This is a genomic window from Gordonia sp. B8661-1 (genome assembly GCF_059427765.1).
Map to the genome: position 1 here is coordinate 1 of NZ_JCAHRL010000010.1, position 22,064 is coordinate 22,064.

The 22,064-nt window shown below is 67.5% G+C and carries 25 protein-coding genes; 9 read left to right on the top strand and 16 right to left on the bottom strand.

Annotated features, from left to right (window positions below; all coding sequences use genetic code 11):
• Window positions 1-1,301: HNH endonuclease signature motif containing protein (locus tag AC4JJG_RS18060; RefSeq protein ID WP_495405797.1), on the top strand; the 1,301-nt coding region annotated here is incomplete at its 5' end.
• Between the two features lie 17 nt (window positions 1,302-1,318).
• On the opposite strand, the gene AC4JJG_RS18065 is transcribed toward AC4JJG_RS18060, so the two are convergent.
• Window positions 1,319-2,434, bottom strand: a complete 1,116-nt coding sequence (locus AC4JJG_RS18065) for an ROK family transcriptional regulator (protein WP_495398808.1) — start codon at window positions 2,432-2,434, stop codon at window positions 1,319-1,321.
• 33 nt (window positions 2,435-2,467) lie between these two features.
• Between AC4JJG_RS18065 and AC4JJG_RS18070 the strand changes: the two genes are divergently transcribed.
• A complete protein-coding gene (locus tag AC4JJG_RS18070) occupies window positions 2,468-3,256 on the top strand; it encodes an SDR family NAD(P)-dependent oxidoreductase (RefSeq protein ID WP_495398807.1) in 789 nt (262 codons plus the stop codon).
• Here the strand turns inward: AC4JJG_RS18070 and AC4JJG_RS18075 are convergent.
• The gene (locus AC4JJG_RS18075) at window positions 3,253-4,548 is read right to left on the bottom strand and encodes a L,D-transpeptidase (protein WP_495398806.1); all 1,296 of its coding nucleotides are present in this window, start codon (window positions 4,546-4,548) and stop codon (window positions 3,253-3,255) included. The genes AC4JJG_RS18070 and AC4JJG_RS18075 overlap by 4 nt on opposite strands.
• A gap of 49 nt (window positions 4,549-4,597) precedes the next feature.
• Window positions 4,598-5,161: a helix-turn-helix domain-containing protein gene (locus AC4JJG_RS18080; protein ID WP_495398805.1), complete on the bottom strand. Its 564-nt coding sequence runs from the start codon at window positions 5,159-5,161 to the stop codon at window positions 4,598-4,600.
• Between the two features lie 48 nt (window positions 5,162-5,209).
• Between AC4JJG_RS18080 and AC4JJG_RS18085 the strand changes: the two genes are divergently transcribed.
• Window positions 5,210-6,040: a class I SAM-dependent methyltransferase gene (locus AC4JJG_RS18085; RefSeq protein ID WP_495398804.1), complete on the top strand. Its 831-nt coding sequence runs from the start codon at window positions 5,210-5,212 to the stop codon at window positions 6,038-6,040.
• Between the two features lie 71 nt (window positions 6,041-6,111).
• Window positions 6,112-7,110 carry an NAD(P)/FAD-dependent oxidoreductase gene (locus AC4JJG_RS18090; protein WP_495398803.1) on the top strand — a complete coding sequence of 333 codons (999 nt, stop codon included), beginning with the start codon at window positions 6,112-6,114 and terminating at the stop codon, window positions 7,108-7,110.
• On the opposite strand, the gene deoC is transcribed toward AC4JJG_RS18090, so the two are convergent.
• On the bottom strand, window positions 7,075-7,755 hold the full coding sequence (deoC, locus tag AC4JJG_RS18095) for a deoxyribose-phosphate aldolase (RefSeq protein ID WP_495398802.1): 681 nt from the start codon (window positions 7,753-7,755) through the stop codon (window positions 7,075-7,077). The genes AC4JJG_RS18090 and deoC overlap by 36 nt on opposite strands.
• Here deoC and purU point away from each other — a divergent pair, their 5' ends adjacent.
• Entirely contained in the window at window positions 7,756-8,718 is a 963-nt protein-coding gene (purU, locus tag AC4JJG_RS18100) for a formyltetrahydrofolate deformylase (protein WP_495398801.1), read from the top strand. It begins immediately after the preceding gene.
• Between the two features lie 36 nt (window positions 8,719-8,754).
• On the opposite strand, the gene AC4JJG_RS18105 is transcribed toward purU, so the two are convergent.
• From AC4JJG_RS18105 to AC4JJG_RS18130, 6 genes are all read right to left on the bottom strand, one after another.
• Complete coding sequence (locus tag AC4JJG_RS18105; protein ID WP_495398800.1) at window positions 8,755-9,576, bottom strand: DUF1542 domain-containing protein; 822 nt, start codon at window positions 9,574-9,576, stop codon at window positions 8,755-8,757.
• Window positions 9,577-9,691: 115 nt separating this feature from the next.
• Entirely contained in the window at window positions 9,692-10,750 is a 1,059-nt protein-coding gene (locus tag AC4JJG_RS18110; RefSeq protein WP_495398799.1) for an LmeA family phospholipid-binding protein, read from the bottom strand.
• An 8-nt stretch (window positions 10,751-10,758) separates the two neighbouring features.
• A complete protein-coding gene (locus AC4JJG_RS18115) occupies window positions 10,759-11,601 on the bottom strand; it encodes a carbon-nitrogen hydrolase family protein (protein WP_495398798.1) in 843 nt (280 codons plus the stop codon).
• 40 nt (window positions 11,602-11,641) lie between these two features.
• Window positions 11,642-12,391: a class I SAM-dependent methyltransferase gene (locus tag AC4JJG_RS18120; protein ID WP_495399599.1), complete on the bottom strand. Its 750-nt coding sequence runs from the start codon at window positions 12,389-12,391 to the stop codon at window positions 11,642-11,644.
• Between the two features lie 47 nt (window positions 12,392-12,438).
• A complete protein-coding gene (locus tag AC4JJG_RS18125; RefSeq protein WP_495398797.1) occupies window positions 12,439-12,951 on the bottom strand; it encodes a DUF2505 domain-containing protein in 513 nt (170 codons plus the stop codon).
• Window positions 12,952-13,021: 70 nt separating this feature from the next.
• Window positions 13,022-13,516 carry a DUF2505 domain-containing protein gene (locus AC4JJG_RS18130; protein WP_495398796.1) on the bottom strand — a complete coding sequence of 165 codons (495 nt, stop codon included), beginning with the start codon at window positions 13,514-13,516 and terminating at the stop codon, window positions 13,022-13,024.
• A 38-nt stretch (window positions 13,517-13,554) separates the two neighbouring features.
• On the opposite strand from AC4JJG_RS18130, the gene AC4JJG_RS18135 reads away from it, so the two are divergent.
• Window positions 13,555-14,625, top strand: a complete 1,071-nt coding sequence (locus AC4JJG_RS18135) for a UDP-N-acetylmuramate dehydrogenase (RefSeq protein ID WP_495398795.1) — start codon at window positions 13,555-13,557, stop codon at window positions 14,623-14,625.
• On the opposite strand, the gene AC4JJG_RS18140 is transcribed toward AC4JJG_RS18135, so the two are convergent.
• From AC4JJG_RS18140 to AC4JJG_RS18165, 6 genes are all read right to left on the bottom strand, one after another.
• Entirely contained in the window at window positions 14,622-15,674 is a 1,053-nt protein-coding gene (locus AC4JJG_RS18140; protein ID WP_495398794.1) for an alpha/beta fold hydrolase, read from the bottom strand. The two genes, AC4JJG_RS18135 and AC4JJG_RS18140, sit on opposite strands and share 4 nt — an antisense overlap.
• Window positions 15,675-15,742: 68 nt before the next feature.
• On the bottom strand, window positions 15,743-16,507 hold the full coding sequence (locus AC4JJG_RS18145; RefSeq protein ID WP_495398793.1) for a MerR family transcriptional regulator: 765 nt from the start codon (window positions 16,505-16,507) through the stop codon (window positions 15,743-15,745).
• Window positions 16,508-16,554: 47 nt separating this feature from the next.
• Window positions 16,555-16,866 (bottom strand): DUF2516 family protein, encoded by a 312-nt coding sequence (locus tag AC4JJG_RS18150; RefSeq protein WP_495399598.1) that lies wholly within the window; start codon window positions 16,864-16,866, stop codon window positions 16,555-16,557.
• A 46-nt stretch (window positions 16,867-16,912) separates the two neighbouring features.
• The gene (locus AC4JJG_RS18155; RefSeq protein ID WP_495398792.1) at window positions 16,913-17,626 is read right to left on the bottom strand and encodes a heparin-binding hemagglutinin; all 714 of its coding nucleotides are present in this window, start codon (window positions 17,624-17,626) and stop codon (window positions 16,913-16,915) included.
• A 2-nt stretch (window positions 17,627-17,628) separates the two neighbouring features.
• On the bottom strand, window positions 17,629-18,033 hold the full coding sequence (locus tag AC4JJG_RS18160; protein WP_495398791.1) for a helix-turn-helix domain-containing protein: 405 nt from the start codon (window positions 18,031-18,033) through the stop codon (window positions 17,629-17,631).
• Between the two features lie 86 nt (window positions 18,034-18,119).
• Window positions 18,120-19,469: a DUF445 domain-containing protein gene (locus tag AC4JJG_RS18165; protein WP_495398790.1), complete on the bottom strand. Its 1,350-nt coding sequence runs from the start codon at window positions 19,467-19,469 to the stop codon at window positions 18,120-18,122.
• Window positions 19,470-19,585: 116 nt separating this feature from the next.
• On the opposite strand from AC4JJG_RS18165, the gene AC4JJG_RS18170 reads away from it, so the two are divergent.
• The 3 genes from AC4JJG_RS18170 to AC4JJG_RS18180 are packed head-to-tail and all read left to right on the top strand — an operon-like array spanning window position 19,586 to window position 22,044.
• Window positions 19,586-20,374, top strand: coding sequence for a TetR/AcrR family transcriptional regulator (locus AC4JJG_RS18170; RefSeq protein WP_495398789.1), 789 nt, complete (start codon window positions 19,586-19,588; stop codon window positions 20,372-20,374).
• Window positions 20,371-21,159 (top strand): SDR family NAD(P)-dependent oxidoreductase, encoded by a 789-nt coding sequence (locus tag AC4JJG_RS18175; protein ID WP_495398788.1) that lies wholly within the window; start codon window positions 20,371-20,373, stop codon window positions 21,157-21,159. The genes AC4JJG_RS18170 and AC4JJG_RS18175 overlap by 4 nt, the downstream gene beginning before the upstream one ends.
• A gap of 15 nt (window positions 21,160-21,174) precedes the next feature.
• Window positions 21,175-22,044 (top strand): polyphosphate kinase 2 family protein, encoded by an 870-nt coding sequence (locus AC4JJG_RS18180; protein WP_495398787.1) that lies wholly within the window; start codon window positions 21,175-21,177, stop codon window positions 22,042-22,044.
• Window positions 22,045-22,064: the final 20 nt, after the last annotated feature.

Genomic DNA, 22,064 nt, shown 5'->3' on the forward strand with positions numbered 1-22,064 from the left:
GCTGTCGTTCGGTGCAGGACTTCATGGTTACGCGCCTACGCATCACTGATTTTCGCCGTCGTATGGATGCGATGGGGGCGTTGATGCCCACCTACACCTTGCAGGGGGAGCTGAAAGAACCCGAATGCCCCGACACTGCAACCGCTTTGGCCGAGGGCGCGATCAATCCCGATCATGTCGGTGCGGTGCTGGATGTGATGAAAAAGTTGCCGGCGGCGGTGTCGGTCGAGGACCGGCAAGCTGCGGAGTCGACGCTTGCCGAATATGCACGAGAGTTGACGCCGAAAGGTATTCGGCAGGTCGGTGCGCGGATTCTCGCGCACTTGGATCCGGACGGCTCTTTGAGTGATGAGCGGGATCGGAAACGTCGGCGCAGGTTGTCGGTGCTCGACGCGGACTCGCAGCAGATGTCGAAAATCTATGGCTATCTCGACCCTGAAACCCGAGCGATGCTCGATGTGGTGATGGCCGCGTGGGCCGCGCTGGGCATGAACAATCCCGACGACGAGCAGTCGCTGGTGGGGCATGTCGACGAGGCTGATCCGGAGCAGGTGAAGGAAGCGGCACAACGGGATTCACGCAGCGAGGCCGAACGCCAGCACGACGCGTTCAAAGCCCTACTGCGCTGCGCGTTGGATGGTGGTGTCCTCGGCAAGAGCCATCGGGGACTACCACCACATCTGATCATCAAGATCACCGAATCCGAACTGCGGGAGCGGGCGGGTCTGGGCCACACCACCACCGGCGCCGATCTGCCCATCGGTGATGTGATCAAGCTGGCGGCCGACGCCCAGATGTATTTGGCGGTGTTCGCCGATCACACCAATGAACCGTTGTATCTGGGGCGAGCCAAACGGTTGGCGAATCAGGCCCAGAGGTTCATGAGTTTCGTCCAGTACGGCGGGTGTTCGGTGCCGGGGTGTCCGCGACCGTTCTCCCACACCGAAATGCATCACGCCGAACAGGATTGGACCGACGGCGGCACCACCGACGCCAACGCAATGGCTCCGGCGTGCCCGCCACACAACCGACTCGTCGGCCACAAATCGGGACAACTGTCGACCATCAAGATCCGCACCGGACCCGACCGCGGACGCTACGGCTGGAGATGCAACACCAATAAGGGAGTTCTACCCGACAAACCGCAGACCAACCACATCCACCTCGTCGACGAACTCGTCGAGCGGCGAAAACGACCACCCGACCCATCGACCGTCATCGGCCTGGATGAGCAACGGCGACAACGCATCCTCGCCGCCGGCTGGGACATCCAGCGGATCGAGATCGGCAGCACCGGATGATGAGAACGGCCGGCTTCCTAGCGGACCGCCGCGACCGGATCGGCGTAAATAGAACTGAGTGCGACCACGATCGCCGCACCCTCCTGGACCCGCACCCCGAATCGCGACGGACTGAGCTCGAGCGGCGACCGGTTCGTGGTCGCCGCATCGAAAGCGGCCTGCACCGGCGCCAAGCCGCGAGGATGGGCGGCAAACGCATCCCCCGCCACCACGATGGTGTCCGGGTTGATCACATCACGCATCATCGCGACGGCGACGCCGAGCACGTCCGCGCGTTCGGTCAGGATCGCCGCATCATCCACCGGAAGACCCAGACGATCGGCGGCGGCATCGGTGGCCGAACTTCCGATCACCTCCTGCAGGGTCGTCGGACCGCCCGGAGCGAGATGCGGCGCCTCCACCGGCAGATGCGCGATACTTCCCGCCCCCCGATGCGGCATATGCACCTTGCCGTCGATCGACATCGCCATACCCACCGTCTCCCGGGCATAGAAGAACAGGGCGGTTCCGTCGAGATCACGCAACTGGGCGAACAACAATTCCGCGGCCGCCATCGCCTGCACATGTTCACACACCGAGACCGGGACACCCAGATCGTCGGCGAGCATCAGCCCCACCGGAATGCGCTGCCAGCCCAGCACCGGATGATCGATGCAGCCGGTCGTCGCGTCGACGATCCCGCCCGACGCCACACCCGCCCACAACAGCCGCCGGCCACTGAAACGGGCTGCGAGATCACGCAATTGGTGACACAGATCGGCGACCTCGGCGCCGTCCCGTGGCGTGAGCACCGCGTGACTGTAGAGCGCACGCCCACCCAGATCCGCGATCGACAGCAACGTGCGCCGCGCACCGATGTGCATCCCGGCCACGCACAGTTTGTCGCGATCCAGGGTCAGCGGATGCTTCGGGCGGCCGATCCCGCCCGGATCCACCAGATCCGGGCGCTCGACCAGCAACTCCAGCCCCACAAGCTGATTCACCTGCCGATTGACCGTCGCAGGCGACAACCCCGTCGCGGCGACGACCTGATCGCGGACGATCGGGGCACCCACACGCACCGCGTGCAGCACCGCGGCGGCCGGGGTGGATCCGACCTGCAAGGCGGCGGGCACCACTCCGGACAGCGACATGTCTCGAATCTATCGCGAGACTATGGTGTCCGTATGGACGACGGCACTACTCCCTTACACAGCGCATCCACCACCACTCCCGACGCCGGCGAGAAGAAGGTCGCCGTCGTCACCGGGGCCAGCTCCGGGATCGGGGCGGCCACCGCCCGGCAACTAGCCGCGCAGGGCTATCACGTGATCATCGGTGCGCGCCGCATGGACCGGATCAGCGCACTTGCCGACGAAATCGGCGGTGAGGGACGGCAACTCGACGTCACCGACAAGGCATCCGTCGCGGCCTTCGTCGACGGTCTCGAACAGGTCCACGTCCTCGTGAACAACGCGGGCGGCGCCAAGGGACTCGACCCCGTCGCCACCGCCGACGAGGACGACTGGCGGTGGATGTGGGAAACCAACGTGATCGGGACCCTCCGCCTCACCAAGGCACTTTTACCCGCGCTGATTTCATCCGGCGACGGCCTGATCGTCACCATCACGTCGATCGCGGCCATCGAACCCTACGACAACGGCGCCGGCTACACGTCGGCGAAACACGCCCAGGCCGTCCTGCACCGCACACTTCGTCTCGAACTGATCGGAAAACCTGTGCGGCTCACCGAGATCGCACCCGGAATGGTCGAAACCGACTTCTCCCTCGTCCGTTTCGACGGAGATCAGGAACGCGCCGACGCCGTCTACCAGGGCGTGACACCGCTGACCGCCGACGACGTCGCCGAGGTCATCGGCTTCGTCGCGAGCCGACCGCCGCACGTCAACCTGGATCAGATCGTGCTCAAGCCGCGCGATCAGGCCTCGGCCCGCCGCAACATCCGGACGGGTTAACCAGTCGGCCGCGGCGCACCCGACCGGGGTGCATCCGACTGGGGTGCATTCGACTGGGGCAGCGGCGCATCCGACGGCGTGGCCGGAGCATTCTTCTCGGTCACCTCACCGTTGAGCGCCGACATCCCCTTCCACGTGTCCCAGTCGATGGCCCAGTCGAAGATGTCGCCGTCGGCCTCCGACATGGCGATGCGCGTGCCGGTCACCTCCACCGGGTCGCCATAGATCGCGGACTCGTAATACCGCTGCGCATTCTCCAGCGACAGGTTGATGCAACCGTTGGTGACATTCGACGCCCCCTGCACCCCAAGGGTTTCCGGGTTCGCGTGAATGAACTCGCCGTTATTGGAGATGCGGACCGCCCAGCGTTCCCGGATGTTGAAATATCCGGCCGCCGGATTGCTCATGTAGAAGTCCTCATATTTCTCGGTCACCACGTGGATACCCGACCGCGTCACGTTGCGGTCCAGGTCGCCGCCGCCATAACTGCAGGGCAGCGTCATCAGCACGCCGCCGTCGCGGACCACGACGATCTGGTGAGACGCGTTCTCCGCCTTGACGATCTGCGAGCGACCGATCCGGAAATCCACGGTCATGTCGGCGCCGCCGTAGGCACCCGCCCCCATGTCGAGGCCGTAGAGCTTGGCGTCCATGTGCACGGTGGTGCCGGGTGCGAAGTACTCCTTCGGCCGCCAGTGCACGCGCGAACCGTTGTCCTCGCCCAGCCAGGCCCAGCTGCCCTCGGTCTCCGGCTTCGTCGTGACGGTGAGCGCCTTCTCGACGGCCGCCTTGTCCTCGACCGTGCCGTCGAACTTCAGGATGATCGGTGCGGCGATGCCCACTTCCTGCCCGTCACCGACATTCACGACGGCGCTCAGCGTCGACTGCGGCGCCAGCGTGGTGAACGTGGCGTTCACCGGGACGGGCTTCCGGTCGGCGCCGACCGCGCTGCCACGCCACGTGTACTCGGTGCCGTAGCCCAGCGGTTCGGACACGGTGAACGTCGTGCGGTCGTCGGACATCTGTCCCTTGACGACCGTGCCCTTCGCGTTGACCAACGCGACATCCGGGTTGAGTACGCCGTTCTCGGCATGCACCGAGAATTCGGCCGTGGGATTCGGGGCGTCGGGAGCCTGCGGATCCGGGGTGAAGGTGACCCGGGCGTCAGGGCCCTTGGGCTTCGACGATCCCGAGTCCGAATCGGTGCTGCAGGCGGCGACTGCGACACCGACGGCCCCGACACCTGCGGCGGCCAGGAGCGAACGACGAGTCAGATACGGATTGTTGGACATGACCGTTTCAGACTACGCACCTTCAGACTCCACATCCGCGGCCGAACCCTCATCCGGGCAGATGCGCCCGCTCGCCCTCGTGATCGAAGATCGACACCATCTCCGCGGCATCGCCGACCGCCGCGATTCCGTGCGGGATCATCGTCGAGAATTCGGCGGCCTGACCGGTCGGCACCTCGATGATCCGTTCGCCCAGGTAGAGCCGCACCGTTCCGGCGATGACCGTGAACCATTCGCGGCCCGGATGCACCCGCAGGTTCGCCGGATCGACGACGTGTTCGGAGGTCACACGCATCTTCGCGACGGTCACGCCACCCGGCGTACCGGTCCGTGACAGCTTCCACATGGTGAGTCCGGCATCGGCGTGCGGCTCCGGCCGGATCACGACGTCCTCGTCATTCGCCGGTTCCACCAGCTGATCCAGGGTGGTGCCGAGTGCGCGGGCGATGGGAACCAACTGGTCGAGCGCCACCCGGCGATGCCCCGTCTCGATCCGGCTCAACGTGGAGGGACTCAGGTAACAGCGCGCCGCGAGCGCGTCGAGCGTCCAGCCACGCGCCAGGCGCATGCCGCGGATTCGTTGCCGGACCACCGCATCCAGTTCTTGCTCCATACGCAAGAGAGTATGCGCATCACGCACGCCACCGCTACCGTCGAGAACATGCCGCACGAACACCCCCAGCACGTCCATCACCACGGAGAGCACGACTCCGGCGTGGCCGAGGTGCTCGACCTCGACGCACGGATCAACGGCCGCTACCTCACCGACGTACCGGACCGGCTCGCCGCGATCGCGGCGGCGCCGTCCCGGATCGCCGACCTGGGCGCAGGCACCGGCGCCGGGACCATCGCGCTCGCCCGACGGTTCGGTGATGCCGAGGTCATCGCGGTGGACTCCGACCCGGGCATGCTCGACCGGATCACCGAGGCGGCAACCAACGCGGGCCTGGACGGCCGCATCCGCACGATGGTCGCCGACCTCGACGATCCGCTGCCCGACGAACTGCACGGCATCGACCTCGCCTGGGCATCGTCGTCGCTCCATCACGTGGCCGATCCGGACACCCTCCTCCGGTCCATCCGGTCGGCGCTGATCCCGGGCGGCGCGCTCGCGGTCGTCGAGATCGATCGGCTGCCCGCGTTCCTGCCCGTCGGCACCGTGGACGGTGCCCTCGAGGACCGCGTGCTGGCGGCCGCGGTGGCGCGGGGCTGGAACCACTACCCGGACTGGACGGATCACCTCACCGCGGCCGGGTTCACCGACGTCACATCGTGGCCGATCGACGTCGACCTCCACGATCCGCCCGCCGGAACCGCCCACTACGCCCGACTGCTGTTGGGCCGCATGCGTTCCGGACTCGGCGAGGCGCTCACGGCAGCCGACCGCGCGCACCTCGACCGCCTGCTCTCCGACGACCCGGCACGTGTGCTGCACAGAACGGATCTGTCCGTGCGCGCACGACGGACCGCCTGGCTCGCACGCCGCGACTGACAACCCGCCCGGCCCGAATACCGACCATCCCGAGACCGACCGCCGCCGACGACACCGAAGGATCGAACATCATGCAATCCACACCCGATTCACCGATCACTCCCGAGATATTCGACGTCGCCATCGTCGGCGGCGGCGCCGCAGGACTCAGTGCCGCAACAACTCTCGCCAGATCACTGCGTTCCGTGGTGGTCTTCGACGCCGGATCCCCGCGCAACGCGCCCGCGGCCGGTGCCCATAACCTTCTCGGCAACGAGGGCATCGCCCCGCCCGAATTGCTCGCCCGCGGCAGGTCCGAGGCGAGCGGTTACGGCGCCGACATCCGGGCCGCGACGGTCACGGATGTGCGGCGCGATGCCGACGGGCACTTCGTCGTCGAGGCGACCGGCACCGAAAGTGCCATCCGCACAACGGTGATGGCGCGCCGGCTGCTGCTGGCGTCGGGACTCGTCGACGAACTGCCGGACATCCCCGGAATCGACGCGCTGTGGGGATCGACCGTGCTGCACTGCCCGTACTGTCACGGCTACGAAGTGCGCGGGCAACGCGTCGGCGTACTCGCCACCGGTCCGATGTCGATCCATCAGGCGCTGATGTTCCGTCAGCTCAGCGACGACGTGACGATCATCGCGCACGACATGCCCGCGCCGTCGGCGGACGAGGCGGCGCAGCTTGCCGCACTGAACGTGCGGATCGTCGACGGACCGGTGACGCGCGTGGACGATCGCGACGGCGCACCGGTCGCCACCCTCGCCGACGGATCGGAGCTCGCCGTCGACGCCCTGGTGGTGGCGCCGCGGTTCACCTCCCGCGCCGACCTCTACACACAACTCGGTGGCACGCCGACCGACCATCCCTTCGGTGCCTTCATCGCCACCGGCGAGCGCGGACAGACCGACCTCCCCGGCGTGTGGGCGGCGGGCAATGCCGCAGATCTGTCGGCGATGGTGTCGGTGTCGATGGGCGCGGGTGTGATGGCCGGCGCGGCCATCAACGCCGACCTGGTGGCCGAGGATGCGCGCCGGGCGGGCGCCTCAGCTGTCGGGGAAGCCGTCGAGCACAGCGCGTGACGCCGACAATCCTAGGCGGGTGGCACCGGCGTCGATGAGTTCGGCGGCGAACTCGGCGGTGCGGATGCCACCGGAGGCCTTGATGCCGATGTTCGCGGGGACGGCGGCACGCATGAGCCGGACCGCTTCGACGCTCGCACCGCCGGCGGGATGAAAACCGGTGGAGGTCTTCACGATCGACGCCCCGGCCTGGGCTGCGCGGGTGGACACCTCGGTGACGGTGTCCGGGCCGGCGAGGTCGAGCAGCGCCGCGGATTCGATGATCACCTTCAGCACGGTCTCGGGGCCGACGGCCTCGCGCACCACCAGGACGTCGGCGAAGACCTCGTCGAACCGGCCGTCGACGGCGGCCCCGATGTCGATGACCATGTCCACCTCGTCGGCGCCGCTGTCCACGGCGAGCCGCGCCTCGGAGGCCTTCACCAGCGAATGATGCTTACCGGACGGGAATCCGGCCACGACACACGTCTTCTGCGCACCGGTGTCGATGGGCAGCATCGACGGTGACAGACACACCGCGTAGACGCCGAGATCGGCCGCCTCGGCGATGGTCGCCTCGGCGTCGGCGCGGGTGGCCTCGGGCTTGAGCAGGGTGTGGTCGATGATGGCCGCCACGTCGCGACGGGTCAGGTGCGTGATGCTCACATGCACGAGCTTGGCACACTGAAGTCCGTGGCATCACAGACGACACCGCCTCCCGCGGCGAGCGAGCAGTCCGACCGGCGTTATGTCCTGACTCTCGGCTGCCCCGACCGCATGGGCATCGTGGCCCGGATCTCGGGTTTCCTCGCGGAGGTCGGCGGCTGGATCGTCGAGGCCGCGTATCACTCCGACGACGAGACCGGCTGGTTCTTCACCCGCCAGACCGTGCGCGCGGATTCGGTGGCCATGGGATTCGACGAACTCCATGCCCGGTTCGCCGCCGAGGTCGCGGCCGAACTGGGTCCGGAGACCGAGTGGCAGCTCACCGATACCGGGCGCCCGAAGTCCGCGGTCCTGCTGGTGAGCAAGGAGAGCCACTGCCTCGTCGATCTGCTGGGACGGGCGCATCGCGGGGAGCTGCCCGCGACGGTGTCCGCGGTGATCGGCAACCATCGCGATCTGCAGGAGCTGTCCGAACGCTTCGGTGTGCCGTTCCACCATGTGCCGTTTCCGGCGGCGGGCACCGGTGATGCGGCCGACCGCGAGCAGGCCAAGGACGAGGCCTTCGACGAGATCGCCCGGATCGTCGACGGTTATGCGCCCGATGCGATCGTGCTGGCCCGGTTCATGCAGATCCTGCCGCCGCGCCTGTGCGAGGCGTGGGCGGGGCGGGCGCTGAATATCCACCACAGCTTCCTGCCGAGCTTCGTCGGTGCGCGTCCCTACCATCAGGCCTTCGCGCGCGGGGTGAAACTGATCGGGGCGACCTGCCATTACGTGACCGCCGATCTGGATGCCGGACCGATCATCGAGCAGGACGTGATCCGCATCGATCACGGCGACACCGTCGGGGACATGGTCCGTCAGGGACGCGACATCGAGACCCTGGTGCTCTCACGTGGTCTTCGCTGGCATCTGGAGGATCGGGTCCTGGTCCACGGACGCAAGACGGTCATCTTCAACTAGGGCGTGTTCAACTAGCGCGTGGCATCGCGGGTCGACTCAGAAGTCGAACCCGCCGAAATCGCCGCCCCCGAAATCGCTACCACCGAAGTCTCCGCCGCCCCAGTCGCCGCCGCCATCGCCACCGAAGTCACCGCCACCGAGGTCGCCGCCGCCGTCGCCCCCGAAGTCACCGCCATCGCCGCCACCGTCGATGGCGCCCATGTCGGAACCGTCGCCCGCACCGCTCTCGAAGGCGTTGGCGTCATAGCCCACACCGTGCATGCCGGAGAACAGCGACGTGAACAGCAGGGCCGAACCGAGACCCCAGGCGCCGCCCACGAGCGCGGGCTTCCACCACGGTTCCGAGTACCAGCCCGCCGGGACGGGTCGTCCGGCGACGCGGCCGCCCGGGTAGTAGTTCGGGGTGCGCTGCGAGGGATTCGGCGATGCCTCGACCTGCCGGCCCTCGAAGTCCACGGTCCGGTCCTCGGTGACGGCGCCCGCACTCTTCTGTCCGTCGAGCTCCGGAATGGGCGGGCCCGGATCGAGATTCATCGCGGCCCGTGCGGCTCGCACGTAGTACAGGCCTTCGAGGGCCGTCTGCTTGGCGAGACGGGCCTGCGCGGGTGAGGTGGCCTGCTCGATCTGCGAACCCGCGGCGTTGTACCGCTCGCCCGCATCGGCGAGGGCCTGCTTCGACGCGGCATCGTCGCCGACGAGCATGAAGACCTGGCCGCCGAGGCGCTCGATCGCCTGCCGGGCATCGGCCTTAGCGTCGTCGAGTGAGCGGGCGGTGGACGCACCGGTCCGTCGCTGCGACACCACGACGATGCCGACGACGACCACCACGACGAGAGCGATCAGGAGCAGGGTTTCCATGCTGTCCTCCGAACAGACGAATCGGACATCACCGAGCGTACCGACCCGATCGGCCGTGCCTCCATGTGTGGATTCCGGCCGGTTCGGTCAGAGACCGGGACTCAGAGTCCGGAACTTAGAGACCCGAGCACTGTGAGCTGTTGCCCAACTGATTGCCCACGGTGACATCGGTTCCGGTGAACGCGAAGTCGACGCCGCTGTCGGTGACCTTCAAATCGGTAACGGTCACCTCGTCGAGCAGGTTCCCGAACATGGTCGTGCTCACGTCGTCGACGACCGTCTGCGCGTAGTCCTTGGGCAGTCCGAGGACGAAGGCCCGGGCCTCGACGACCTCGAAACGCACCTTGCCGTTGTCGAGAACCGGTTTGATCGTGGTCGTCACCGGCACCGGCAGGATCGCGACCTGCACGGTGGTGTCGACCTTGATTGTCCCCGCACCGGCGTCGCCGGTGACGGACTCGATCGTGGCGCCCTGCGCGAGACCGGAGAGGAATCCGCCCTCGCCCTGGTTCGACGGGTCCGTCTGCTCCTGCGATCCGTTGGCCATCGCGTCCTTGCTCATCGCGACGACCCGCTGGAACGGCGCGGAACCGGAACCGACGAGCTGACGGACGGTGGGGTTGTCACCGAGATCGGTGATGCCGTCCGCGCGGGCGTGCAGGCGGATGTTCTCGCTGCCCGAGTCGTCGGTGTCGACCTGGACGTAGGGCACCTCACCGCTGATGCGCTGCAGCAGCATCGGCTTGCTGCTGAGTGACACCGTCGCGGGCGCACCGGTCAGGCTGGTGAACGCATCCTGCATGCAGTCCTTGGTCTTGTTGCGGAAGTACAGCTCGCTGCCCACCGCGGCGATCACCAGCACGAGGACGGAGGCCAGCGCGATGCCGGCGAGCATCCGGCCCCGCCCGCGCCGGGACGGGGAGGTGGAGACGACGTCACGCTGCGGCGGGATCGGGGTGAAGTCGTCGGGCATCGGGCCACCGGCGGGCGGCAGCCCGGTCGTGGCCCCCGGGTCCTCGAACTGCTTGGTCGGCGGTCGCCCGGCATCGGGGCCGGGACCGGCCTGCGAATAGGCGCGCGGGCCGGGATCGGTCGGCGACGACTCGATACGGCTGGTCTCCGCGTGATCGTCGGGACCCGGCGTCTGTTCGCCGGGGTTGTCGCGGTCGGTCATGGCGGTCCTCAGTTCGGCGTCGCGGCCCGGTCGCGCGGGGCCTGCGGGATGGGCCGTTGGTTGTCGAGCACGGCCAGGGCCGTGCGAGCGTCGACCACGGTGTCCGGGTCGATCTCGTGGACGGCGACGTGGGCGTCGGCGTCATATGCGGCGACCACGGTACCGAAGGGATCTGTGAGTTGACTGTGCCCTACGCCGGTCGGGGCCTTCGCCGTGAGCAGCTCCGGATCGCCGGGACGAGCCTGTCCGACGGCCGCGACGTACGCGGTCGCGTCGAGTGCGCGGGCGGCCGCGAGGACCTCCCACTGCCGCACCTTGCCCGGACCCGCCCCCCAGGATGCGGGTACCACGATCAGTTCCGCGCCGCGCCGGGCGAGCTCGGTGAACAGGGCCGGGAACCGGATGTCGTAGCAGGTGGCCACGCCGACGGTCAGCCCGCCGACGTCGACGACGACGGGCTCGCCGCCCGGTGACACGGTCGACGACTCGGTGAACCCGAAGGCGTCGTAGAGATGGATCTTGTCGTAGGAGCGACGCGTCCCGTCCGGCAGCGCGATGAGCAGTGTGTTGCGCACGCGGTCGGCATCCGGAGTGAACATGCCCGCGATCACGGTGACCCCGTGCCGGACCGCGGTGTCGGTCACCTTGTCGGCCCAGGGGCCGTCGAGCGGTTCGGCGATCGGCCCCAGGGGCACGCCGAAGCGGCACATCATGGCCTCCGGGAACACCACCAGTTCGGCACCCTCGGCCGCCGCGTCGGCGACCGTGGCGTCGACGAGTGCGGCGTTCGCGGCCGGATCGGTACCCGAGTTGATCTGCGCCATGGCGAGCCGGAGCGGGGCATTTCGCATGGCACCAGCGTAGTCATCGGGTACCGCCGGACGGACGCGGTCAGCCCGGTGCCACCACCGACCACGGCACGGTCAGCAGATTGTCGACGCTCCGGCCGCGCGGCACGTCGCACGGCACCCCCGCCTCCCGCAGCAGGGCGAGGGTTTGCCGCCAGCGCACGCGCGGACCGAAGGTCGCGTGGCCCGCGGCGACGTCCCAGCAGCGATCGGCCAGCGTCAGCAGATCGTGGACGCGTTCACCCGGCACGTTCCGGTGGATGAGCGCCTTGGGCAGCCGCTCGGCGAGGTCCGACGGCCGTTCGGCGTGTGTGGGGGCCCAGCACAGTGTCAGGGTGCGCGGACCGTCGGCGTCGAGGAGGACCCAGCAGCATCGACGACCTATCTCGTCGCAGGTGCCCTCGACGATCAGACCGCCGGGTGCGAGTGCCGACCGCATGCGCGCCCAGGCGTCGTGGACCTCGGTCTCGTCGTACTGACGCAACACATTGAACGCACGCACCAGGTGCGGTCGCAGTCCCGCGAGTTCGAAACCGCCGAGGGCGAAGTGCACACCGTCGCGATCCGGGACGATCCGATCGGGATCGATTTCCAGACCGGTCACGGCGACCTCCGGTGCGACGGTGCGCAGCCGGGAGGCCATCTCCAGGGTGGTGTCGGGGCGCGCGCCGTACCCGAGGTCGACGACCAGTGGTTCGGCGACCGAGCCCAGTGCCGCGCGTATCCCGGAATGGGCGGTCATCCACCGATCGACACGACGCAGCCGGTTGAGGTTGGTGGTGCCGCGGGTGATCCGACCCCGGGGGATCGATCCGCCTGCGCTGCCGGGATCGCGCCGGGTCACATGTTCTTCTTGACCCAGTCGTCTGCGTAGGCGGCCTCGGCGCGGAACAGGTCGACGAGATTGACCAGCATGAGCTGCTCGAGTTTGCCCGCGACGAACGGGATGAAGACCTTCACCTCGGTGGTCTTGCGGATGGTGCAGCCGGTCTCGGTGGGAAACAGTTCCTGCTTGCCGTGCAGGCTGCCCGGTCCCGCGGGGATGGACGCGGTGTAGTCGCCCGTGGTGTTGCTGGGGTCGAACGGTCCGAAGGACTCGACCCGCGTGATGATCATGTCCTTCATCAGGACCGTCTGGGCGAGTGGCGGGAGCTGGTCGCGGCCGATCGTCTGCTTGAGGACGACCCGCATGCCCTTCTCGTCATTCGATTCGAATTCGGCGACCTCGCAGTGCGGCGAGATCATCTGGAATCCCGCCATCATGTCGTCCCAGTACTGCCGGGAGCGCTGTGCCTGATAGAGCTTCTCCACCGGTTCGGTGAAGCGCGCCGAATAGCTGAGCCGTCGTGCCATGACGAATCACCCTACGTGAGGACGAAGGGCGCACCCAAGTCACGGCGTGCCGCGACCGGGCTCCAACGCCTCAGCGGTGGGCGGCTTCCCAGGTCACGGTCTCGTCGTGCTCGGCGTCGAGCAGTTCGACGAGCTGGTCGAGGATGGCCTGTTCGATCTTGCCGCCGACGAACGGGATGCTGACGTCGGCCTTCGCGGTGTAGGTGGCCGATGCCGGGTCGCCGGATGCGTCGAGGGTCCCGTCGACCTTCGCGGGGGCGCCGCTCACCGTCGCCGTGATGACACCGGTGATCCGGTCCCCGTCGAGGGTGAAGGTGCTGCGCCGCGGGATCTCGAGATCGCCGGGACGCACCTTGGTCACGATGGACGGCAGCTTCTCGGCGGGCACCCCCTGTTCGAGGTCGACGGTGACGGTGGTGCCACTCGCCTCGAAGGACCGGAGTTTGCCGTGGCTGGAGTTGATCGCCTGCAGCAGATCGTGCCAGTACTGCTCGGTCGAGAGCACCTCCCACAGTCGCTGTACCGAGAACGGATAGGACACTGTGTGTTCCATCTTGCTGGCCATGCGCATGAGGTTACCGGCTGCCGACTACCGTTGGCCCGGTGACCACCGCACCGCTGCTCTCGCGCTTGACCACGCTCCGGCTCGGCGGTCCGGCACATGCGATCGTGCGGTGTCCGGACACCACCGGCCTAGTCTCCACTCTCGCCGATCTGGACCGCGCGGGCGAGCCGACGCTGCTCATCGCGGGCGGATCGAATCTGGTGATCGCCGACGAGGGATTCGACGGCACCGCGGTGGTGATCGAGAGTTCCGGAGTCGGTTTCGGCCACGACGACGACACCGGCCTGCCGACCGTCACCGCGGACGCGGGCGTGGGCTGGGACGACCTCGTCGCCGCGACCCTCGACGCGGGATTCGGTGGCCTGGAATGCCTTTCGGGGATCCCGGGCTCGGCCGGCGCCACCCCGATCCAGAATGTCGGCGCCTACGGCGTCGAGGTCGCCGACGTACTGCGCGGGGTGCGGCTCCTCGACCGCCGGACGGGCGCCCTGCGCTGGGTGTCCCCCGACGACCTCGAACTCGGGTACCGCACCAGCAGGCTCAAACATCGCGACGACGAGGTGGTAATCGCGGTCTCGTTCGTACTCAACCCCGATCTGCGTAGCCGGCCACTGCGCTATGGCGAACTCGCCTCCGCCCTGGGGGTGTCGCCCGGTGATCGCGCCGACGCGAACGCGGTACGCGCGCAGGTCCTGTCACTGCGCCGTGGCAAGGGCATGGTCCTCGACCCCGACGATCACGACACCTGGAGTGCCGGTTCGTTTTTCACCAATCCCGTCATCGCCGACGACGACGCCCCCGCGATCCTGTCCCGCATCCGCAACCGGGTGGGCGCCGACATCACCGTGCCCACGTACCCGGTGGCCGGTGCGCCCGGCACGAAGCTGTCCGCGGGCTGGCTGATCGAACGCGCGGGATTCGCCCGTGGCTATCCCGGACCGGGGTCTCCGGTCCGGTTGTCCACGAAACACACTCTGGCACTGACGAATCGGGGCGACGCCAGCACCGACGAACTACTCGGGCTGGCCCGCGACGTCCGGGACGGCGTGCATCAGGCGTTCGGGGTGGAACTCCACCCCGAACCCGTGCTGGTGAACTGCTCGCTCTAGTCGAGCAGCTTCTCGAGCAGGGCGTTGTATTCGGTGTCCGCCTCGATGGTGACCATGTGTCCCATGCCCGGGTAGGTCACGAATTCGCGCAGCTGCCCGGTGCCCTCCAGGACCTCGGCCATCCGCGTGGAGTGCTTCGGCGGCGTGAGCCGGTCGTCGCTGCCCACCACGACCGAGGTCGGCACGTCGAGCGCTTCGAGGCCGGCGAGCACATCGAGTTTGCCCATGGCCGAACCCCAGCCCGCACGAGCGCGCGGCGCGCAGCTGATGATCATGCCGTCGACGAAATCCACGTGCGCCTTGCGGGCGTGCGGCCCGAGCGTGAAGTGGTGGGCCAGCACCGAACCGGCCGCGGAGTGCCGCATCGGCAGCGGCGTGCCCATGATCATCCGGCTGAGCGACTGTTCGAACGGCTTGGTGTAGCGCGGCAGATTCGCCGGGACCAGCCCGTGGTTCTGCACCACGGCCTGCGCTGCGGTCGAGGTCAGCACCACCTGCGAGACGACCTGTGACACGCGCTCGGGGTACTGCGCGGCCCACGACATGATCGTCATGCCGCCCATGCTGTGGCCGACGAGCACGGCGCGGCGGCCCGCCGGGATCATCGCGGTGAGCACCGCGTTGAGATCGCGACCGAGCATCGCGACGGTCGGACGCATCCGGCCGAGTTCGCTGCGGCCGTGGCCGCGCTGGTCGTAGGCGACGACCGGACGGTCGCCCGCGAAGTGATTGATCTGCGGGTTCCAGAAGGTCGTGTTGCACGTCCAGCCGTGCACGAGGACGAGGATGTCGCCGTCGGTGTCCTCGATCGCCGGACCGTAGGCCTCCACATTGAGCCGGGTGCCGTCGTCGGTGACGACCTCCTGGCGCGTCGGCGCCTTGGCGGGTGTGGCCAGCAGATCGTCGGGCCCGTCGTCGACAGCACGCTCGGCGCGGAAGGCGTCATATGCCATGCGTCCGACGATGGTGCCGAAGCCGATGGCCGCCGCTCCGGCGCCGGCGCCCACGACGGCGCCCGCGGCGGTGAGCAGAGCTCTGCGCTTGTTCATCGATCCCCCTGGAGTGTTTCCGCCGACGGTGCGGTCGGCGGGACGATATGCGGTTGGTTGGTGTTCGGTCAGTCCACGCGGTCGGGCACGGACGGCTGGTCGGCGTCACCGTCGGGTGCCGCCTCGAAGTAGGTGCTGGCCTCCCCGATGGCCTGCGAGATCTCCCGGTCGAGCGCCTTCCGGAACGTCGACTCGACGATCTCGTGCGCCATGGGCCGGACGGTCGCGATCAGTTCGGCGATCCGGCTGACCCCTTCCTCGCCGAGATCCGGGAGGTTCTCGTCGAAGTAGGTGTCGGTGATGATCGAGACGAAGCTCTTCGCGACATCCTCGAGGTCGCCCTGCACCCGCACCCAGCGGTCGAGCAGCACATCGATGTCGATGCCGTTCTTCACCAGCGCCTCGGCCCCCTCGAGGAGTTCCGGGTTGCGGATCGCGTAGTGGGCGCCGTCCTTCGCGAGCAGCCCGAGTTTCTGGCTGAGCGCGATGGAGCGATCGGAGGCGTTGAGCGTCTTGCGCAGCTCGGTCATCGTGATGGTCGCGGCCCGCTTGAAGTTGCGGAAACGACCGCCGCGCGGCGCACCGCGGAGGACCTGCTCGACGCGCATGCCGTGATGAGCGGCCTGCAGCAGCTCGCTGATGGTGGCGAAGGTGTAGCCGCGCTCCAGCATGCGGGAGATCAGGTTGAGCCGGACGAGGTGCTTCTCGGAGTACCAGCCAGTGCGTCCCCGGATCGTCGGTGACGGCAACAACCCGCGATCCTGATAGACCCGGATGTTGCGCACGCTGACCCCCGATGCCTCGGCCAGGTCATTGATCCGATACTCCGCCACCACGTCAGTCTATTCAGTCGCACGATCTACACGCCGGACCCCGGCCGTCAGACCTTCTTGAACCAGGACCGTCCCTGGATCTCGTCGACACGCTTACGGACGTCCACGATGTAGACGAGCATCGCGACGACACCGATCAGGCCGAGCAGGCTGACGGCACCGAAGACCCAGATGACCAGGGTCGAGGCGGCGAGGATCGACACCCAGATGACCTTGCTCTGGCGGTCCACGGCGGGGAACGCGTCCTTGCGCTGCATCGCGGCGTGGATCAGCGCGACCGCCGAGGCCACACCGGCGACCAGTGTGATGATCAGCAGGATCATGCTCTGCGCATAGGCCATGCCGTTGAAGAAGTTCATGGTGTTGTTCACTCCAGTGGTTCGGTCGTCGGGCGGACGAGACGGCTCAGGCCTTCTTCGGTGCTGCCTTCTTGGGGGCCGCCTTTTTCGCGGACGCCTTCTGTGCAGCGGCCTTCTTCGCGGGGGTCTTCGTCGCCGCGGTTGCCGTTGTTTTCTTGGCGGGCGCCTTCTTCGCCGCTGCCTTCGTGGGGGCTGCCTTCTTCGCCGCTGCTTTCTTGGCGGCGGGTGCCTTCGTGGCGGGCGCCTTCTTCGCTGCGCTCTTCTTCGCCGCGCTCTTCTTCACAGGAGCGGCCTTCTTCGCTGCCGCCTTCTGTGCAGGCGCCTTCTGTGCAGGCGCCTTCTTCGCCGGTGTCTTCTTCGCGGGCGGGAGAACGACCTCGTCCGGCTTGTCCGAGGTGAGTCCGGCGATCGCGACGGCACGCTCGCCGACCGCGCGGGTCTGCATCGAGATGGTGCCCAGCGCATCCTCGGTCAGGCCGACGATCGGCTGCGCGCGGAGCCTCTCGACGACCTCCTCACCACGATCGGACAATGCGTTCAGCATGCTGGTCGCGACGGCCAGATAGGCCTCGGCCACCTTGCGGAGCTCATCGGGGCTGAACCGGTTGACCATCTCGGCGATCTCGGCGGGCAGTTCGGCGAGCCGGGCCTGAGCCTGCTCCCCGGCCGCGTCGGTGCGCTCGCGCAGTTCGACGACGAGCGCGGTCACCTGCGCGACCACTGTCGACAACGGATTGGCGGGGAAGGGATTCTCGGGCATTCTCACTCCTTGGCCTCGGCGTTCTCCTTGCGAAAGGAGTCGTAGATCTCCATCAGCATCTGCTTCTGCCGCTCGCTGATCGAGTCGTCGGCGAGCAGCGCATCACGCACCGGACTCGCCGGACGTTCCTCCAGGATGCCCGCGCGAACGTACAGCACCTCGGCCGAGAGTCGCAGGCCCTTGGCGATCTGCGCGAGGACGTCGGCGGACGGTTTCCGCAATCCGCGCTCGATCTGGCTCAGATACGGATTGCTCACACCGGCGCGCTCGGCCAATTGGCGCAGCGACACCTGCGCCCCGACCCGCTGGGACCGGATGAAGGAACCGATGTCCTGGGCCGCGTTGGCCACCGCCTCGACCGGACCACTCGGTTCCGGATCGGGTTCTGGACTCGCCTGCTGGCTCATGACTCTCCATTCGGTCAACACCCAGTATCCGCACGAGTGCTAGCAAGTGCAAGCAGGCCGCTAACCGCAGCGTTGCCGAATCCGGGTCAGCCGAAGATCAGCACCGACACCGTATAGATCACCAGACCGGCGAGCGCGCCGACGACCGTGCCGTTGATGCGGATGAACTGCAGATCGCGGCCGACCTGGAGTTCGATCTTGCGGCTGGTCTCGTCGGCATCCCAGCCGCGCACCGTCTCGGTGATGACCGAGATGATCTCCTGCGAGTAGTTGATCGCGATGTGGCGCGCGGCGCGGGCCACCCATCCGTTCATCTTCTCCTGCAGCGGCCGGTCGTCGCGGATGCGCACGGCGAGCTTGATGGCCGCCTCCGACAACGAGTTCCGCAGCGTGCTGTTGGGGTCGGTGAGCATCTGCTCGATGACCGCCTTGCCGGTCGTCCACGCGGTCGACGCCGCATCGGACACCTCGTCGCTGCCGATGAGTTCCTGTTTGATCTCCTCGAACTTCGCGATCATCACCGGGTCGTGCTGCAGGTCGTCGGCGAACTTCTCGACGAACTGATGCATGTTGCGCCGCAACTGATGATCGGGGTCGGTCTTGACCTTGTAGGTGAAGTCGACGAGTTCGCGATAGATCTTGTCGCCCAGCAGGTTGTTGACGAACTTCGGTTTCCACGACGGCCCGACGTCCTGGTCGACGACACGGTCGATGATGTCCTGGCTGCCCAGCGCCCACTCGTGGGCACGATCACAGGCCAGCTGGAACACCGGATCGAGCCGGTCCTCGGCGACGAGCTGCTCGAGGACTCGGCCGAGCGGCTGCGCCCACTCCGGTTCGCCCGCCCACTTGATGGCGTACTGGATGAGTTTCTCGATGTCCTCGTCGCGCAGCATCTCCGCGGCGAGCTGGATCATGCGGGCGGCCTCGTCGGAGACACGCGGCGCGTTCACCGGGTCGGCCAGCCACGACGACAGCCGCCGGGGCAGTTCGAGACTCGTCGCGCGATATTCGATGACCTCGGGGGTCATGAAGTTCTCCTCGATGAACCCGCCGAGCTGATCACCGATGTCGTCCTTCTTCTTCCGAATCAGGGCGGTGTGCGGAATCGGTAGTCCGAGAGGATGTTTGAACAGCGCGGTGACCGCGAACCAGTCCGCGAGCGCACCCACCATCCCCGCCTCCGAGGCGGCCCGCACGTACCCCACCCAGGCGGCGACGTCCTCGCCGTCGCGATGTTCGAGGTAGCGCGTGAACAGGTAGACGATCGCGGCGAAGATCAGGAATCCGGTGGCGACGATCTTCATCTTGCGCAGATCGCGGCGGCGCTTCGCATCGCCGGCACCATCGGCGGCGAAGCCGAGAGAGGGCCGCGGGGGTTCCACGGCGGGCTGCCCCGCTCCGTTGGGGGCGTCCGAAATGACTGTTGGTGCCATTGCACCAGTTTTACCGGTCGACCGGTCCGGTGACCACACCACGGCGGCACGGGACGGACTCGCCCGTGGGGCTCGGGCACTGAATGTGGCCTGTCACTCATTAGGCTGGTCCGGTGATGGCGAATCGACCGAGCCCGAGTGCCGCAGCACGTGCGGCGGTATCGGCGGCCGCCAACGTGACGCGTGGGATCGAGCAGGTGCTCAACTCGGTCTCCGACAGCAACGCCAAACCCGACGGCCGCCGCCGGCGCTGGGAAAAACACAAGGTCGCCCGCCGCGCCGAGCTCACCCAGGGCACGATGGACGCCGTCCGCGAACTCGGCGCCGATGTCGGCATGGACGAGATCGCCGCGCATATCGGCGTGTCCAAGACCGTGCTCTACCGGTACTTCACCGACAAGAACGATCTGTGCGTCGCCACCGCCACCCGCTTCTTCGAGAACACCCTGCTGCCGCGGCTGACCGAGGCCATCACCGACACCGCCGACGAGTACACCCTGACCCGGACCGTGATCGGCGTCTATGTGAATGCCGTTGCCGACGAACCGAATCTGTACAAGTTCGCATTGGCGAGTTCACCCGCGTCGTCGAAGGCCACCGCCGATTCCGAGACACTCGTCGCGCAACTGCTGACCGCGACCCTCGTCTACCGCATGGCCGAACGTGATGCGGACAGTTCGGGCGCGGAGGTGTGGTCCTACACGCTCGTCGGTGGCATCCAGCGATCCGTCGACCGGTGGATGGCGGATCGGCCGATTCCCGTGACGGATCTCATCGATTACCTCACGATGATGACGTGGAGCGCGATCGTCGGGATCGCCGCGGCGAACGGATCACCCGAGTTGTTCATGGCGAATCCGCCGCCGCTGCCACCACCGCTGACCGACCCGGAGGACCCACGATGAGCCGGACCGCGCTGGTGACCGGTGGCAGTCGCGGCGTCGGCAAGGGCGTGGCCCGCGCACTCGCCGACGCCGGCTGGACGGTGTACGTGACCTCCCGGAAGGGCGAGGGTCCGAAGGGCACCGTCGCGGTAGCCTGCGATCACACCGACGACGAGGCCGTTGCGGGGGTCTTCGAGCGGATCGAATCCGAGACCGACGGGCTCGATCTCCTGGTGAACAACGCCTGGGCGGCACCCCGCGGGTTCGGCGGATTCTCCGACCGGTTCTGGGAGCGTCCCGTCGACGACTGGGACACCCTCATCGAGGTCGGCCTGCGCGCACACTATGTGGCGTCGGTCCACGCCGCCCGCAGCATGGTGCCGCGCGGACGCGGGCTGATCGCGTCGATCTCCTCCTTCGGTTCCCGCGGCCACTTGCATTCGGTGCTGTACGGCATGAGCAAGGCGGCCCTGGACAAGATGTCCTTCGACATGGGCCACGAACTGGCCGGCACCGGAGTGAGCACGATCTCCTTGTGGCTCGGCCTGATTCGCACCGAACTCCTGTTGTCGCTGGGCGTCGACGAGTTCGCCGGCTTCTCCCTGCAGAAGGCCGAGGATCCGGAATTCGTGGGCCGGGTGATCGCCGCCCTCGCCGACGACCCCGATCTGCCCACACTCTCCGGGCACACCGTCGTCACCGCGGAATACGGTGCGCGACACGGACTTGCGAACAACGACGGCACCGTACCGGACTCGCATCGCGGCGCGTTCGGCGGCGGCCCGATCTTCCCACCGGCCACCTGACGAGAGGACATCCCCGTGGGCAAACACACCAAGAGCGCGGGCTGGACGACCCCGCCCGCCGAAGCACTCCGGGTCACCGAGGTCGGGCCGATCACCGATTTCGATCCCGACAGCACGCCCGGCTTCTCCGGTGACAAGGAGACCGGCGAGACGTTGCTGCAGTCGCGGGGCGCCGATCTCGCCGACCTGCAGGAGATCCTCTACGCCAACGGCCGTGCGGGAGACCACCGTTCGGTGCTGCTGGTCCTGCAGGGGATGGACACCGCGGGCAAGGGCGGCGTGGTCCGCCATGTCGGCGGCCTGATGGATCCGCAGGGATTGCAGATCCGGGGCTTCGGCAAGCCGACCCCCGAGGAACTCGAACACGACTTCCTGTGGCGCATCCGCAAGGAACTCCCCGCGGGCGGACGGATCGGCATCTTCGACCGTTCGCACTACGAGGACGTCCTGCCGGTGCGGGTGCACAACCTCGTCCCGAAGTCCGAGTGGGAGAAGCGGTACGAGGTCATCAACCAGTTCGAGCGCGAACTCGTCGACTCCGGGACGACGATCATCAAGTGCGCCATGGTCGTCTCCAAGGCCGAGCAGACGCTCCGACTGAAGGAACGTCTCGAACGTCCCGACAAGTATTGGAAATACAACCCGGCCGACATCGACGAACGCGCCTACTGGGACGAATATCTCGAGGCATACCAGGCCATCTTCGACCGCTGCGACAGCGACCACGCACCCTGGTATCTACTGCCCGCGGACAAGAAGTGGTTCACCCGACTCGCCGTCTGTGAACTGCTCATCGCTGCCCTCGAGGGCCTCGACCTGGACTGGCCGCCCGCGGACTTCGACGTCGAGGCCGAGAAGAAAAGGGTTGCGGCACTGGAGGACTGAGCCCGGCCGTCGAACGAGCA